Below are 14,846 nucleotides of genomic sequence, written 5' to 3' on the forward strand. Positions count from 1 at the left end.
TTCGCGAGTGAGCCGCCTAACAAGGTATACACGCAAACAAAAAGGCGCGAGCCGAAGCCCGCGCCTTTCTATTCTCAAAGAGAGAAACCTATCAGAATTTGGCGCTAAGAGTTGCCATGTAACGGCGGCCCAGAGCGTCATATGTCGATGGGTATGTGTTACCAGCGTTATAGGTACCATCGCCAATGTAGTTGCTGACGATCGGTGGCTTCTTATCGAACAGGTTCGATACACCCATTGTGAAGGTTACGTTTTCGAACACGTCCTTGCGGTATGTCAGATCAAACGTGCTGTATGAATCGATCTTCATATATTCCGGAAGAACCGAAGATTCCGGATCGGCCAGTTCAGCGGCACGATCTTCATATTCCATTCCGTCCATCCAATGCCACAGCAGCGAGAAATCACCGATGTTGTCAAGGGAAACAGTGGAGCGGAACTGGAAGGAGAATTTCGGCAGCATCGGGTCACAGGTTGAACCGTACTTACCGGCACATTCTACACCGTCAGCAGTCAGGAACTGATCGGTCCAGTTACCATTGAAGCTGAAGTTCAAACCACCGAAGTTTGTCGGACGGCTGTAAGCAACCGAAACGTCGATACCGGACGAAATGATTTCACCGTCCTGGTTGCCCAGTGCCAGAGTAACACCAGGCGTATCGCCGCCGCCATTCAACGAACCATTGAGCGGGTTACGACCAATCAATGCGCATTCAGGTGCGTTCGGATTGGCATCAGAGTAATCACCGTCATTGTTCGGATCATAACATGCGTTCAAGATTGTGTTGGTGGACAGATATTCAATCGGGTCCGTAATCTTGATGTGGTAGTAATCGGCCGTGAAGGACAGACCCGGGACCTGAGTTGGCGTTACAACCATACCCAGCGTGTAGGAATCTGCCTTTTCTGGCTTCAGGCTGAGTGAACCACCCTGAGTTACATTGATCTGGCTTGCAGAAGGCTGATCGATATTGCCAATGATGGCAGCAGGAGCGCCCTGCGCAATACAAATCGCACTCAGCGTTGCGGAGATGCCAGGACCTGCACAAGGATCCTTGGAAAGGCTGCCAAGGCCGGTTGAGGCAGGCAGGAACAGCTCTTCAAGGTTTGGTGCCCGAACAGCGTGCTGATAGTTGCCGCGGAAACGAAGACCATCAATTGGTTCCCAGTTCAGGCCGCCCTTATACGTCCAGGTATCGCCGGACGTAGAGTAGTGTGAATAGCGGATGCCGCCTTCTGCACTCAGGCTGTTGATGAATGGCTGGTCTTCAATCAGCGGAACGTTAAGTTCAGCATATGCTTCCCAAACATCATACTCACCCGAGTAGCTGGGTGAAGGAGCACCGGTGCCCAAGACTTCGTCCTGCGTGCTGGAAGCAGAATCGGAAACCTGGTCAGCAGTGTATTTGCGATATTCACCGCCCAGAGCGAAACCGATTGGAGTGGTCGCACCAAGGAAGCCGGTTTCAGTCAGATCGCCGTTCAGCGTTGCGTTCAAAACGCTCATCGAGGTTTTCACCTGAACGATCGTAGGGGCATTAATGAAGGCAATCGTGCCATCGCTGATGGCCTTTCCATCACCGAACAGGTTGATCGGCACACAACCGTTGGATTCATCAACACAGGTATTTGCATCAACTGCGCGCAACGCCTGCTGAACGCGGGATTTCAAACCCCAATTGTTATATGTGCGGGTCTTTTCGGACTCGCCATAGCTTGCCGAAACATCGAACTTGATAAGGTCTGTCAGGTCACCGCGTGCCCCGACCCAACCCTGGAACATGTTCGTGGTGTACTGAGCCTTACGAGCACCCATTTCCACGAAACGACGATTAATCGTAGTCGTGATTTCGGTACCGTTAGCAATCGCGCCTGCACAGTCAGTGATGCCGTTATCGGCACAAAGCTGCTGCTGGACACCTGCTGGCAGGAACGGGTTGTTAAGCGGGAGCTGCCATGTGTCACCAAACATGCCCGAAGGGGCAAGTTGCAGGTTCACAGTTGTCCGGTTGAACATGCCCTTGGCATAAAGTTCGACGCTATCGGTCAGATCATACCATGCCGACGCATAAGCATTGTAACGCTTACGCGGTGTCTGGAAATAGTTATCCGGCGCGAAGTTATAGGTGTTATAAGTTGGAACCAGTGTACCTGTGTCTGGGTCAAACTGGCTCAGCTTCTTATCGTTAGCATCACGCAGATTAATCAGATTCACACGGGTTGGCGTGCTCGTGCCTGAACCGACAAGTGAGCCGTCAACATCCAAAGTCTCGCGACTGAAGGACCGATCGCCCATCAGAACAGGCTTTACGTTCTGATAGCCGAAGGACACAACCGCATTACCACGACCATCAGCAAAATTGCCGCCCATGGTGATGTCAGCGTTGAATGTGTCGCCGTCGCCTTCTTCGGTCAGGCCATAGCTTGTATTCAGCTGTACGCCGGAGAAGTCCTTCTTCATCACGAAGTTAAGAACGCCTGCCACAGCGTCAGCACCATACACAGATGATGCGCCGCCCGTCAGGACTTCAGTACGCTCGATCAGCGCAGTCGGAATGTTGTTAAGGTCGACAACAGAGGACAGGCCTGATGGAACAATCCGGTTACCGTCGATCAAAACGAGGTTACGGTTATCGCCCAGACCACGAAGGTTGAACGTCGATGTACCGTTGCTGCCATTGTTGACAGCAGAGCTGATACCAGTTGTCACACCGGGAAGATCACCAACGAGATCTTCAGCATTGACGGTCTGGCGAAGCTGAAGTTCTTCAGCGCCGAGCACCTTGACCGGGCTGGAAGTCACCAGGTTAGGATTGGTGATGCGCGAACCGGTCACAACGATGACATCGGCTGCGTTGTCGTCAGCAGCTTGGTCTTGTGCGAATGCAGGAGCTGCCGCAAGCGCCAGTCCAAGCGCGAGAGGTGCTGCACTGAGACGCAGAGCAATATTCTTGGAGTAGGTCAAAATTTGTCCCCTAACTTGAAAACCCGCGCCCTCAGGTCGCGGGATCGTTCCAGTCGCTTTGATCAACCGATTTTAAAAAGCTGATCCGGCGAATGATGAGGCGCAATCAAATTTATTATGGGCTCCACGTAAAGTGACTGTTTCATTACAGCACTCGTTCGTGAGCCAACTGTGGCATGGTAGCCACAAATCTTAAAGCGCTAAAATCCTACGAGAAAAGTCGCTTTATATAATAATATTACGTTTTCCAACTCATTATTGCAAGATGCGTTGCTAAATTACCGCACGGCTGAAAGAAGGGGCCAATTGGATATTAAACCTGCCCCCGATACTTCTTTACATCGGCGGAAGGAACAACAACGGATCGAGGCGCGCGTCGCGCCATTTGATGCTCCAGTGGAGGTGAGGGCCTGTTGCTCGGCCGGATGATCCGATTCTACCAATCATCTCTCCCTGACGCACTTTTTGTCCATTTTTAACGTCGATTTCGGACAGATGAAGAAAGGCGCTGTTGAGGCCCATGCCGTGGTCAATCATCAACAGATTACCTTCAAGACTGAAGGGTTTATTCGCCGCCAGAACCACCACTCCATCGGCAGGGGCGACAATCGGGGTGCCACTTTCACCCGTGGCGATATCGAGACCTGTGTGATAGCTGCCGGGTTCGCCACGATAGATCCGCTGAGAGCCAAAGCGCCCTGAAATCCGGCCTTTGACCGGCCAGATAAAATTCTGACTCCAGCCATCGCTATCGGCGAATACTGCGCGAGCGGCATGAATTTGTGCCAGCTCAGGGCGGCGGCGCTTCATGAAGGCTTCGCTTGGGCCACCGGCATGGCGAGCGACATTTATGTGTTCTATATTCCATTTACGCGGCGAAATCGCCACCGGGCTTTCAACCTTGCGGCCATCGGACAAACTTGCAACCAACAGTTCTTGTGTACCGGCATCGCGGTCGAAAGCGGCGAAAAATTCGCCCTTATCGGTCAGTGTGAGATCCTGATCGCCCAGCTTGGCAGAAACTGTCCCAGCAGGAGCCTGCCCGCGTATCCAACCGCCTTGTGTCAGCTCACCAGAATAGACAAAAGTCGTTGGGCCGGTCGGTTTGGGCGCGGGTGCCTTCGCCGCAGGAGCCGGCTTAACAACCTGAGGTTTAGCAGGGAGGGGTTGCACAACCGCAACCTCTTCACCGCCGCCCTTGCTGGCGGAAGGGACAACCGCACAGGCGGACAGCGCGGACAGAATTGCCACTACAGCCCCAACAAAGACGAGGCGCGACCCGGTTGCTGGCATCATGCCTGATCGAGGATGCGGCGCGTTGCAATCAACGGGCTGGCATAGGCTTCCTGCCTATCCACGCTCCAATATCGCAATTCCTCAAGCGGAATGGATTCTCCGCTCACAGCACAAACGACGAAGTCGCCTGCTTTGACAACACGGAAGGCACTTGGCCCGTAAATGAGAGTTGCGGCACGTCCACCGCCTGAAGGCATCAACATGCCTTCCATCTAGGCATTGGAGGGCAAAGGGGCAAGCGCCCCGCAGCTCAGAACAGGTCGCCCTGCTCGGCAGGCGAGGCAGGTGGAGTGCGGCCTGGCTTGCGTAGCGGGGGGGAACCAGTGACGACTTCCAACTCACCATCATGGAATTTCAGCGTGAGTCTGGCTTCAGCCGAAGCCGCTTTTTGCGATGTCATCGTGCGATTGTCCGATGCGATGACCCGGGCATATCCGCGCTCCAGAGGCTTGTCCGGGTCCAATTGCGGCAGCACGCGAGAGAAGCTGTCCAACATTCCACGCGCCCGGTCGATTCTTGCGCGAATGAGCGCGGGGCGGAGGCCTGCGCCTGCCTGATCGAGCCGCCGCTCACCCAGTTGGACTGCCTGCCGCAATCCTGCGCCAAGCCGGTTGCCCTGCGCATCCAGCCGCAAGCGCCCTTCCTGCACGGGCCGCTGCAACATATGCACCGACAGCCTTGCGCGATCAGCTTGCAGCCGCTCTCTGGCCGTCGACGCGCAATCAGCGAGGCCACGACGGAGGCGTTCCCCCAAATCATCCAGCTTTTGCGTAGATTGTTGCAGCAGTGCTTCGGGCTTGGGGAGACGGTTTGCCCGCGCTTCGAGACGTTCCCGTCCAAGGTCCACGGGGCGCAAAGCGCATTTGCGCTGGCGGAAGGCGTATTCATCCAGCGTGGCCGCCAGATCGCGCAGCACTGGCACAGCGATTTCGGCCGCTGCAGTAGGGGTCGGCGCGCGCCGGTCGGCTGCGAAATCGGCCAATGTCGTGTCCGTTTCATGGCCCACAGCGCTGATGATAGGGATCGATGAATCGGCAATCGCGCGAACCACCACTTCTTCATTGAAGCTCCACAAATCCTCAATCGAACCGCCGCCCCTCGCCACAATCAGGAGATCAGGGCGCACATCATCAGGCAATTGGCCAAAGCCACGCACCGCATGGGCGACCTGCTCCGCAGATCCTTGCCCCTGCACCATGACCGGCCAGACCATCACATGGCTGGGAAAACGATCCGCCAACCGGTGCAGAATATCACGAATAACCGCACCCGTGGGAGAGGTAACCACGCCGATTCTGCGCGGAATAAAGGGTAGGGCACGTTTGCGTTCAGGCGCAAAAAGCCCTTCGGCTTCAAGCCTCTTCCGAGTCTTTTCCAGTAGTGCCAGCAGCGCGCCTTCGCCGGCGATCTCCATAGAATCGATCACGATCTGATATTTGGAGCGGCCGGGGTAGGTGGTCAGCTTACCGCTGGCGATCACTTCAATCCCGTCTTCAGGCAGGAAGGACAGACGTTGTGCGTTGCCCTTCCACATAACCCCATCGATCACCGCCTTCTCATCCTTGAGGGCGCAGTAAAGATGGCCGGAAGCCGCACGTTTCACGCCGGAAAGTTCGCCACGAAGCTTCACATGGCCAAACTGATCCTCCACAGCGCGTTTCAGCCGGGTGGAAATTTCGGTGATGGAAAGCGGTGCAGCGTTGTCCCCGCGCGAAGCCTTGGCTACCAGCCCGCCAGAAGACATATTATCATCGAAGGGAAGGCCGGGCATGAATATCCTTTTGCTGGGTTCGGGTGGACGCGAACATGCGCTGGCATGGAAACTGGCGCAATCACGCGCAATTGCCAAGGAGGGGGGCACGCTTTTTGCCGCTCCTGGCAATCCGGGGATGGCTGACCATGCCGAATTGGTGGCGCTCGATGCCACAGATCATGGGCAGGTAGCCAGCTTTTGTAACGAGAAATCCATTGGCCTTGTGGTCATCGGGCCGGAAGCGCCGCTGGTGGACGGTCTGGCTGATTCACTGCGATCAGAAGGTGTTGCGGTGTTTGGCCCTTCCAAAGCAGCCGCGCAGCTGGAAGGCAGCAAGGGCTTCACCAAGGATCTGTGCGAGCGGGCGAATATCCCCACCGCTGGCTATATCCGCACCACCAGTCTCGACGATGCTGTGCACGCACTGGAGCGTTTCAAAGCGCCCTATGTGCTGAAGGCTGACGGGTTGGCCGCAGGCAAGGGCGTCGTGATTGCGGCGGATCGCGCCGAAGCTGAAGCCGCGCTTGACGATATGTTCGGCGGGCGGTTCGGCGCTGCTGGCGCGGAAGTGGTGATCGAAGAATTCATGGAAGGCGAAGAAGCCAGCTTCTTTGCTCTGACCGATGGTGCTTCTGTCATGGCCTTTGGCAGTGCGCAGGATCACAAACGGGTTGGGGAGGGCGATACCGGCCCCAATACCGGGGGAATGGGCGCATATAGCCCGGCCAAAATCCTCACCCCTGAGCTGCGGGCACAGGTGATGCAGCGAATCATCGCGCCGACCGTCAAAACCCTTGCGGATGAGGGGATGCCCTATTCCGGCGTGCTTTATGCAGGGCTGATGCTGACCGAGGATGGCCCCAAGCTGATCGAATATAATTGCCGCTTCGGAGACCCTGAATGTCAGGTTCTGATGATGCGGTTTGAAGGCGATCTGGCTGACTATCTGCTGGCCTGTGCCGAAAGCCGTTTGGGCGCGATGGAGCAGGCAAAATTTGCCAAGGACGTGGCGCTCACCGTGGTGATGGCGGCCAAAGGATACCCTGATTCCCCTGAAAAAGGGGGGCTTATTCAAGGCATTGGCGAGAGTGAGCGCAATGGTGCCAAGGTCTTCCATGCAGGCACAAAACGCACAGAAAATGGCGATCTGGTAGCCAATGGGGGACGGGTACTGAACGTGACCTCAAAGGGACACAACACCGCCACAGCGCAATTGAACGCATACACAGCGGTGGAGAGCATCGACTTCCCATCAGGCTTCTATCGCCGCGATATCGGCTGGCGTGAAATCGCTCGCGGAGAGAAGTAAGCGGCTTGTCCAAACCGCTCGGTTGAACGCCGAGCGCATTATGAAATGGGAGGGCAAAGCGCCCTCCCATTCATTCCATCAGCCCAACTTCTTTGCAGCCAGCGCTTTCAAATCGACTTCCGGCCTTGCGCCGTAATGCGAGATGATTTCTGCCGCAGCGATGGCACCAAGGCGGAGGCATTTTTCCAGCGGTTCATCGCGCACGAAAGCGTGGAGGAAACCAGCGGCGAACAAATCACCAGCGCCAGTCGTGTCCACCACCTGTTCGATTGGTTCCGCCGCCACTTCAGCGCGTTCCCCATGGGCGACAACCACAGCGCCTTCTGCCCCGCGTGTGACGACCAGCACCGGCACACGGGCAGACAGCAACGCAATGCCTGCTTCGAAATCATCTTCACCCGTCAGGGCGGCCAGTTCGAGATGGTTGGCAAAGATGATGTCCAGCAAACCTGCATCGATCAGATCGTGGAAATCCTGCCCATGGCGGGAAATCACGAAAGGATCGGACAGGGTGAAGGCAACCTTGCGGCCAGCATTCTTGGCCGCGTCAATCGCCCGGCGCATAGCAGCGCGCGGTTCTTCCGGGTCCCACAAATAGCCTTCGAGGAACAGGATCGACCCACCGGCCACCACATCCAGATCCAGCGCATCGGCCGGCAGGAACTGAGTGGCACCTAGATAGGTATTCATCGTGCGCTGACCGTCTTTGGTGACGAAAATCAGGCAACGGGCCGTTGGCGGTTCACCGGGGCGGGGCGCTGTATCGAAATCAATACCCACCGCGCGAATATCGTGGCCAAACACATCGCCAAGCTGATCGTCCGCCACCTGGCCGATGAAAGCGCATTGCGAGCCGAGGGCGGACAGACCAGCCAGTGTATTGGCGGCGGACCCACCGGAAATTTCACGCGCTGGCCCCATGGCGGCGTAGAGTTCTTTCGCCCGTTCGGTGTCGATCAGGGTCATCCCCCCCCGCACCAGATCAAGCTCTTCAATCAATTCGTCTTCACAGGGAGACATCACATCGACGATGGCATTGCCGATCGCGACGACATCATATCTGGGTTCACTCATGGGATTCCTCATTTACTGGCAATGCTTTGGGCATTCGGGCGTTGACTTGGACGCAAGGCCGCGCAATCGCAACCTTATATGCCGATAATTGTCACCAGTCTTCTGCTTGCACTTGGCCAATTGGCCGGGCCGAAACTGTGGCGCATCCTCGCCAAGAGCTTCGCGCTGACGCTGGTGATCGCCGCTGTTTTAGGCACAGGCGCCTGGGTTTTGCTGGATTGGACTTTGAGCATCTTGGGCTTGTCGGACGACCTTTTCAGCGGTTCAGGCGCTTTGCGCCAGACGGTGAGCCTGCTCCTTTCCCTCATTGGCCTGTGGCTGGTCTGGCGGATTGTGGCGATGGGTGTGGTCCAATTCTTCGCTGACGATGTGGTGGACGCAGTGGAAACGCGGCATTACCCCCAAGCAGCCCAGACATTGAGGAACATCCCCTTGCGCGAAGAATGGTCCGTGGGCCTTGCCGCAGCGGGCCGCGCCTTGCTGGCGAACCTCATCGCGCTGCCATTTGCCCTGCTGCTGATTCCTACTGGCATTGGCCCGGCGATCTTGTTCTGGGCCGTCAACGCGGTTCTGCTGGGTCGCGAATTGCAGGACATGGTGTGGCTGCGCCATCGCCCGTCCGCACATGCCCCGGTTCCCTTTTCCCGGCCTGAACGCGTAATTCTTGGCGGAGCGGTGGCCGCCTTGCTGCTGGTTCCCTTCGTCAATTTCATTGCCCCCGTGCTTGGCGCGGCTGCGGCAACCCACCTTCTTCATCGTAAGAGAGACAGACATGCGGTTTAACCCGGCACTGCTGATGCTCCCCCTGTTGGCGGCCTGCGTGAGCCCCGGTGGAATCACCGGCAACAGCACGCCGCCACCCCGGCCAGAGCGGCCAACCCATGTGCCGCCCACCAAACCCAACATGCCGCCACCGACCCATGGCTTCCAGCCGCCGCAAATTCTGCGCATGGCAGGCCTTGAGAATGTGATTCTGAAGGATAGCAAATCGCTGACCCGCATGTTTGGCGCGCCGCGTCTGGATGTGCGTGAAGGCGATATGCGCAAGCTGCAATTTGGCGGAACAGCCTGCGTGCTCGATATCTATCTTTACCCGCTGCAAAAAGGCGCTGAACCGGTCGCCACCTATGTGGATGCCAGACGTGAAAGCGACGGGCGGGACGTGGATCGCGCAGCCTGTGTCGCGGCTCTGAAGCGCTAAGTGCAGCGTGATCGTGAAGCGACGAGATTCTTGGCCTGTCTATATTAATTGCGTAAAATATAATTTGGCACAATTTAACTTCTTTGGCGTTGGTGGATTTGATTCAACATTGGAAGGAGAATAATATGAGCCAGCTTTATACCACCAAAGTCACCGCTGTCGGCGGACGCAACGGCACGGTCCGCAGCGATGATGGCAATCTCGATCTCACCCTAGCCATGCCCAAAGAACTGGGTGGGAAGGGCAATGCGACCAATCCTGAACAATTGTTCGCTGCCGGCTATGCAGCCTGTTTTGAAAATGCCGTCATCCACGTCACGCACGGACAGCCTGACAAGGTGCGCGATGATGATATTGAAGTGGTAGGTGAAGTGGGTCTGCTCCCCAATGATCAGGGCGGCTTTCATCTTGCGGTCACGCTTCACGTTGAAATTGCCGGCGTTGAACCGGCCAAGGCAGAAGAGATCGTTGCTGCTGCCCATGCCGTATGCCCTTATTCCAACGCTGTTCGAGGCAATATCGACGTGGCGCTTAACGTGAGCACACGCTGACGGTTGTACTGCTCGCCTTTTTGAAAAGCCGAGCAGTAACTCAGACTTAAACTTATCTCGCCAATATGCCGCTCTGGCGCAGAAGGGGCATATTGGCTGGGTATGAGCATTCAATTTGAAGACATTGCACGATCTATCGCAGCCGATGGGGTGATATCCTCCACCGATGTTCTGGCCTTGCGCCGTACAGGCTGGTCTCGTGGTGAAATTTCGCCCAGTCAGGCAGAGGCGATCTTTGCTCTGAACGATGCGCTGGAAGAACGGCCTGGTGAATGGGCCGATTTCTTCGTCGAAGCGATTGGCGATTTTGTGCTCAATACGCTCGACCCTAAAGGCCATATAACGGATGAACATGCACGCTGGCTGATTGAACGGGTGAGCGCATCAGGCCATGTTGAAAGCATGGCCGAGATGGATTTGCTCGTCCGGCTGGTGGAACGCGCGGAAACGGCCCCGGAAGTCCTCAAAAGCTTTATTCTGGAAGCTATGGAGCGCGAAATCCTTACCGGTACTGGCCCCACGCGCTGCGGGGGTGAGCTGACAGACCATTTCGTCACCGTGGCGGAATGTTCCATCCTGCGCCGGGTAATCTTCGCTCCTGCCAGCGACCGCCCCGCTGCGGTGAGCGAACGGGAAGCCGACATGCTGTTCCGCATCAAGCAAGCGACAGTCCATTGCCCGGACAACGCGCCGGAATGGAAGACCCTGTTTGTGCAAGGGGTAGCCAATTATCTGAAAGGCTTTTCGCCCGCCAAACACGTGCTGTCATACAAGCGAGCGGCAGAACTGGACCGCTTCATGTCGGACCATAGCAGCGACACAGGCGCATTTCTTGGCAAGATGGCGCGCCATGCGCCCAACAGCCTTGGGGTGGTGTTTGGGAAGAGGCAGAGCGCCCCACAAAAGCCCGATCATGCAGCGATCATCAAACAGGCCGGGGTCATTTCAGCAGCAGAGCAGCTCTGGCTGGATGCGCATCTCAATGCGGACGGTAGCCGCGACGAATATGATCTCGCGCTGCTGGCATTTCTGGCGGAAGAGCAGGGCTGACCTGCCACTCCCGCACACAACTCAGACCATGAAGCTTTCACCGCAACCGCATGCGCCCTTGGCGTTGGGGTTTTCAAAAGTGAAGCCAGCGGTAAAATCGTCTTCCTTCCACTCCATGATCGAACCGACCAGATACAGCACCGAAGCGCCATCGATGTAGAAGGTGCCGCCGGGCGTTTCGATCTTTTCATCGAAGGCCTGTTCTTCGGTCACATAATCCACCGAATAGGCAAGCCCCGAACAGCCCCGGCGCGGGGTGGACAGTTTCACCCCGATTGCCCCTTCGGGCGCTTTGGCCATCAGATCGGCAATCCGCTGCTCGGCTGAAGGGGTCAGCGTCACGGCAGCAGGGCGGGCGCGGGTTTTGATATCAGCCATTATAACATTCCCAGTTCGAGACGGGCTTCATCGCTCATCTTGGCAGGGTCCCATGGCGGATCCCAGGTCACATTGACCTGCGCATCACGGACACCGGGAATATTGCCAATCCGAAGCTCGATTTCACCCGGCATGGTTTCAGCCACCGGGCAATGCGGCGTGGTGAGCGTCATGGTGACGGCCACATCCGCATCTTCCGTCACATCAACGCCATAAATCAGGCCAAGATCATAGATATTCACCGGGATTTCCGGATCATAAATATCCTTCAGCGCCTCCACAACGGAATCATAGATTGCACCGCCCGGTTCGCCTGCGGAAACCGCTTCCGGCTTCTTGGCGAGGAAACCATCAAGATAATCCTTCTTGCGTTCCGCTACAGGCTCGTCTTCCGGGTCACGTTCTGGTGCAGGAATGTCCGAGACGCGCGCACGTGGCGGCTTATCCACCCCGACCACCTGTTCATTAGGCGGCGGTGCAGCGACATATTCCTTCTTTTCGCTCGTCTCGCTCATCCGAAAATCCTTCTGGTCCTGTCAATGCCGCGGATCAGCGCCGCTACATCATCGTCATCGCTATAGAGGCCAAAGCTGGCGCGGGCCGTTGCCGGAACGCCGAGATGGTCCATCAAGGGCTGTGCGCAGTGATGGCCTGCCCGGATAGCGACATTCTCTTCATCCAATATGGTGCCCAAATCGTGCGGGTGAACCCCGTCCAGCGCAAAACTGACAATGCCTGCTGTGTCTTCAGGGCCAAACACGGTCACATCATTCATGCCGCGCAAGGCTTCGCGCGTGGCAGCCACCAGCCGCGCTTCATGGGCATGGATTGCCTCCAGACCGATGCCGGAAACATAGTCACAGGCCACAGCCAGCGCGATGGCTTCGACAATGGCAGGCGTTCCCGCTTCAAAACGCTGCGGGGCAGGGGCGTAAGTGGTCTTTTCAAAGGTCACCCGGTCGATCATCGAACCGCCACCCTGCCAGGGTGGCATGGCATCGAGAATCGGCTTCTTTGCCCACAAAGCCCCGATCCCCGTGGGTCCATAGAGCTTGTGGCCTGAAAAGACGTAGAAATCACAATCTAGTGCAGCCACATCCACCGGCACACGCGGCACCGCCTGGCAGCCATCGAGCAGCAGCTTCGCACCCACACAATGGGCCAGCCCTGCCGCACGCTTCACATCGAGCACCGAACCAAGGACATTGGAGACATGTGCCAGCGCCACCAATTTGTGCTGCGGCGTCAGCATCTGTTCGGCAGCATCAAGATCGATCTGGCCATCCACCGTCAACGGGCAGACATCAATTTCAAACCCGATCTGATCGCGCAGAATCTGCCAGGGCACGATATTGGAATGGTGTTCAAGCCGGGACAGGAGAATCCGGTCCCCGGCCTTCAATTCCTGCGCGCCCCAGGTATAGGCCACCAGATTGATCGCTTCGGTCGCGCCGCGGGTGAAGGTGATTTCATCCTCCTGGCCCCCGATAAATTCCGCCACCCGCCGCCGCGCCGCTTCATAGCCCAGCGTCATTTCGGCAGAGCGTGAATAGACCCCGCGATGCACGGTCGCATAATCCGCGCCCATCGCTTTGGCCGCAGCATCGACCACGATCTGCGGCTTTTGCGCGGTGGCCGCCGTGTCGAGATAATGCCACGCCTTGCCCTCTGCCGTCAGAAGGCCGGGGAAGTCAGCCTTGCGGGTGATGGTCATGCTCACACAGCGTCTCCCAGAACCGTCAGCGCCTGTTCCAGCAAGCGTTCCTGCTCCGCTTCATCATCCAGCGCCGCAAAAGCATCGGCCAGAAAAGCGCGAACCAGCAATTTGCGCGCCATATCCGGGGAAAGTCCGCGCGCCGCCATATAAAAACGGGCTTGCTCATCCAATTGGCCAACCGTGGCACCATGGGCGCATTTCACATCATCAGCGAAGATTTCGAGCTGCGGCACAGCATTGGCCGAAGCCCCGCGTTCCAGCAGCAGCCCCTTGAAATCCTGCGCCGCATCGGTGCGCTGCGCATCGCGCACAACATCAATCCGGCCCAGGAAATTGCCTGTGCCCTTGCCCCAATGAACGGCGCGCACCGTCTGGTTTGAGGTCGCATCAGGTTCAGCATGGATTGTGCGGGTGACAAATTCACGGATCGTGCTGTCGCCCCCCAGCGTCACACCGCCAAATTCGAAATGCGCCTTGCTGGCTAAGGTCACTTCCACTTCAAGCCGGGCATATTGGCTGCCTGCGCTGACCGCGAAAAGTTCGCACTCTGCACCCTTGCCCAAGGTCACCCGCAGACGGCGTAAATCCGTGCCATCGGCCTGATCGAATGTGAAAATTTCACGATGGGTTTCCCCGGCAGGAACAGTGATCTCCCGCCAGCTGTTAATCGCCGCAAGGTCGAGAGATTTCAATGCGTCCACATCGGAATAGCGCCAATTCTCTTCTCTTCGCGTCGGATATGTTGTGGCATCAAGCATCAGGCAGCCACCGTTTCATAGCCTTCGCTTTCAAGCTGCAAGGCCAGTTCCGGCCCGCCGGTCTTCACGATCCGACCCTTGGCCAGAACATGCACCACATCGGGCTTCACATAATCGAGCAGGCGCTGATAATGGGTGATCAGCAGCACAGCCTTATCAGGCTTGCGCATGATCGCATTGATTCCTTCACCCACCGTCTTGAGCGCATCAATATCAAGCCCGGAATCGGTTTCATCGAGCACAGCGAATTTGGGGTCGAGAATGCCCATCTGGACCATCTCGGCGCGCTTCTTTTCACCGCCCGAAAAGCCGACATTCACATTACGCTTGAGCATATCCATGTCGAGCTTCAGCAAAGCCGCCTTTTCGCGGGCAAGCTTCAGGAAATCGCCGCCTGAAAGCGGTTCTTCACCCCGGCTCTTGCGCTGCGAATTGAGCGCTTCACGCAGGAATTGCACATTCGATACACCGGGAATTTCCACCGGATATTGGAAGCCAAGGAAAGTGCCCGCAGCCGCGCGTTCATGCGGTTCCATCGCCAGCAGATCTTCGCCATTGAAGGTCACGGAACCTTGCGTCACTTCATAGCCGGGGCGACCACCCAGCACATAAGCAAGGGTGGATTTACCTGCGCCATTGGGGCCCATGATGGCGTGAATTTCGCCTGCATTCACTTCAAGGTTCAATCCGCGAAGGATTTCCTTGCCGTCAATCTCGGCGTGGAGGTTTTCAATTTTCAGCATGTCGATCTCTTTTGTCTGAGCAGGTATGGCGCTTTGCCTTATCGGCCGCGC

The 14,846-nt window shown here is 56.9% G+C and carries 15 protein-coding genes; 5 read left to right on the top strand and 10 right to left on the bottom strand.

The window, feature by feature from the left end; translation table 11 throughout:
• Positions 1-91: 91 nt before the first annotated feature.
• The 4 genes from GRI39_RS10230 to xseA form a co-directional block, all read right to left on the bottom strand.
• The gene (locus tag GRI39_RS10230) at positions 92-2,965 is read right to left on the bottom strand and encodes a TonB-dependent receptor (protein WP_246205022.1); all 2,874 of its coding nucleotides are present in this window, start codon (positions 2,963-2,965) and stop codon (positions 92-94) included.
• A 336-nt stretch (positions 2,966-3,301) separates the two neighbouring features.
• Complete coding sequence (locus GRI39_RS10235) at positions 3,302-4,258, bottom strand: M23 family metallopeptidase (protein ID WP_160739755.1); 957 nt, start codon at positions 4,256-4,258, stop codon at positions 3,302-3,304.
• A complete protein-coding gene (locus GRI39_RS10240; RefSeq protein ID WP_160739592.1) occupies positions 4,258-4,464 on the bottom strand; it encodes a DUF2093 domain-containing protein in 207 nt (68 codons plus the stop codon). The genes GRI39_RS10235 and GRI39_RS10240 overlap by 1 nt, the downstream gene beginning before the upstream one ends.
• Before the next feature lie 47 nt (positions 4,465-4,511).
• A complete protein-coding gene (xseA, locus tag GRI39_RS10245; RefSeq protein WP_160739593.1) occupies positions 4,512-6,032 on the bottom strand; it encodes an exodeoxyribonuclease VII large subunit in 1,521 nt (506 codons plus the stop codon).
• On the opposite strand from xseA, the gene purD reads away from it, so the two are divergent.
• Entirely contained in the window at positions 6,031-7,323 is a 1,293-nt protein-coding gene (gene purD, locus GRI39_RS10250; RefSeq protein WP_160739594.1) for a phosphoribosylamine--glycine ligase, read from the top strand. The genes xseA and purD overlap by 2 nt on opposite strands.
• A gap of 78 nt (positions 7,324-7,401) precedes the next feature.
• On the opposite strand, the gene GRI39_RS10255 is transcribed toward purD, so the two are convergent.
• The gene (locus tag GRI39_RS10255) at positions 7,402-8,397 is read right to left on the bottom strand and encodes an adenosine kinase (protein WP_160739595.1); all 996 of its coding nucleotides are present in this window, start codon (positions 8,395-8,397) and stop codon (positions 7,402-7,404) included.
• Positions 8,398-8,475: 78 nt separating this feature from the next.
• On the opposite strand from GRI39_RS10255, the gene GRI39_RS10260 reads away from it, so the two are divergent.
• The 4 genes from GRI39_RS10260 (at position 8,476) to GRI39_RS10275 (ending at position 11,199) form a co-directional block, all read left to right on the top strand.
• Complete coding sequence (locus tag GRI39_RS10260; RefSeq protein WP_160739596.1) at positions 8,476-9,180, top strand: EI24 domain-containing protein; 705 nt, start codon at positions 8,476-8,478, stop codon at positions 9,178-9,180.
• Positions 9,170-9,598, top strand: a complete 429-nt coding sequence (locus tag GRI39_RS10265) for a hypothetical protein (RefSeq protein ID WP_160739597.1) — start codon at positions 9,170-9,172, stop codon at positions 9,596-9,598. The genes GRI39_RS10260 and GRI39_RS10265 overlap by 11 nt, the downstream gene beginning before the upstream one ends.
• Positions 9,599-9,723: 125 nt before the next feature.
• A complete protein-coding gene (locus GRI39_RS10270) occupies positions 9,724-10,149 on the top strand; it encodes an organic hydroperoxide resistance protein (protein ID WP_160739598.1) in 426 nt (141 codons plus the stop codon).
• A gap of 102 nt (positions 10,150-10,251) precedes the next feature.
• Positions 10,252-11,199 carry a hypothetical protein gene (locus GRI39_RS10275; protein WP_160739599.1) on the top strand — a complete coding sequence of 316 codons (948 nt, stop codon included), beginning with the start codon at positions 10,252-10,254 and terminating at the stop codon, positions 11,197-11,199.
• A 21-nt stretch (positions 11,200-11,220) separates the two neighbouring features.
• Here the strand turns inward: GRI39_RS10275 and GRI39_RS10280 are convergent, their stop codons facing one another.
• Genes GRI39_RS10280 through sufC form a run of 5 tightly spaced genes read right to left on the bottom strand, consistent with a single transcriptional unit; the run spans position 11,221 to position 14,795 of the window.
• Complete coding sequence (locus tag GRI39_RS10280; RefSeq protein WP_160739600.1) at positions 11,221-11,577, bottom strand: HesB/IscA family protein; 357 nt, start codon at positions 11,575-11,577, stop codon at positions 11,221-11,223.
• Complete coding sequence (locus GRI39_RS10285; RefSeq protein WP_160739601.1) at positions 11,577-12,092, bottom strand: SUF system Fe-S cluster assembly protein; 516 nt, start codon at positions 12,090-12,092, stop codon at positions 11,577-11,579. The genes GRI39_RS10280 and GRI39_RS10285 overlap by 1 nt, the downstream gene beginning before the upstream one ends.
• A complete protein-coding gene (locus tag GRI39_RS10290) occupies positions 12,089-13,291 on the bottom strand; it encodes an aminotransferase class V-fold PLP-dependent enzyme (RefSeq protein ID WP_160739756.1) in 1,203 nt (400 codons plus the stop codon). The genes GRI39_RS10285 and GRI39_RS10290 overlap by 4 nt, the downstream gene beginning before the upstream one ends.
• 2 nt (positions 13,292-13,293) lie before the next feature.
• Entirely contained in the window at positions 13,294-14,052 is a 759-nt protein-coding gene (locus GRI39_RS10295; RefSeq protein WP_160739602.1) for a SufD family Fe-S cluster assembly protein, read from the bottom strand.
• Complete coding sequence (sufC, locus tag GRI39_RS10300) at positions 14,052-14,795, bottom strand: Fe-S cluster assembly ATPase SufC (protein WP_160739603.1); 744 nt, start codon at positions 14,793-14,795, stop codon at positions 14,052-14,054. The genes GRI39_RS10295 and sufC overlap by 1 nt, the downstream gene beginning before the upstream one ends.
• Positions 14,796-14,846 lie beyond the last annotated feature (51 nt).

Source organism: Altericroceibacterium indicum (genome assembly GCF_009828105.1).
GTDB lineage: Bacteria > Pseudomonadota > Alphaproteobacteria > Sphingomonadales > Sphingomonadaceae > Altericroceibacterium > Altericroceibacterium indicum.

Bases quoted from the DNA above. Each gene is read 5' to 3' on its own strand.
- GRI39_RS10235 (WP_160739755.1), bottom strand. From the start codon at position 4,258: ATGCCAGCAACCGGGTCGCGCCTCGTCTTTGTTGGGGCTGTAGTGGCA.
- GRI39_RS10240 (WP_160739592.1), bottom strand. From the start codon at position 4,464: ATGTTGATGCCTTCAGGCGGTGGACGTGCCGCAACTCTCATTTACGGG.
- purD (WP_160739594.1), top strand. From the start codon at position 6,031: ATGAATATCCTTTTGCTGGGTTCGGGTGGACGCGAACATGCGCTGGCA.
- xseA (WP_160739593.1), bottom strand. From the start codon at position 6,032: ATGCCCGGCCTTCCCTTCGATGATAATATGTCTTCTGGCGGGCTGGTA.
- GRI39_RS10255 (WP_160739595.1), bottom strand. From the start codon at position 8,397: ATGAGTGAACCCAGATATGATGTCGTCGCGATCGGCAATGCCATCGTC.
- GRI39_RS10260 (WP_160739596.1), top strand. From the start codon at position 8,476: ATGCCGATAATTGTCACCAGTCTTCTGCTTGCACTTGGCCAATTGGCC.
- GRI39_RS10265 (WP_160739597.1), top strand. From the start codon at position 9,170: ATGCGGTTTAACCCGGCACTGCTGATGCTCCCCCTGTTGGCGGCCTGC.
- GRI39_RS10270 (WP_160739598.1), top strand. From the start codon at position 9,724: ATGAGCCAGCTTTATACCACCAAAGTCACCGCTGTCGGCGGACGCAAC.
- GRI39_RS10275 (WP_160739599.1), top strand. From the start codon at position 10,252: ATGAGCATTCAATTTGAAGACATTGCACGATCTATCGCAGCCGATGGG.
- GRI39_RS10280 (WP_160739600.1), bottom strand. From the start codon at position 11,577: ATGGCTGATATCAAAACCCGCGCCCGCCCTGCTGCCGTGACGCTGACC.
- GRI39_RS10285 (WP_160739601.1), bottom strand. From the start codon at position 12,092: ATGAGCGAGACGAGCGAAAAGAAGGAATATGTCGCTGCACCGCCGCCT.
- GRI39_RS10290 (WP_160739756.1), bottom strand. From the start codon at position 13,291: ATGACCATCACCCGCAAGGCTGACTTCCCCGGCCTTCTGACGGCAGAG.
- GRI39_RS10295 (WP_160739602.1), bottom strand. From the start codon at position 14,052: ATGCTTGATGCCACAACATATCCGACGCGAAGAGAAGAGAATTGGCGC.
- sufC (WP_160739603.1), bottom strand. From the start codon at position 14,795: ATGCTGAAAATTGAAAACCTCCACGCCGAGATTGACGGCAAGGAAATC.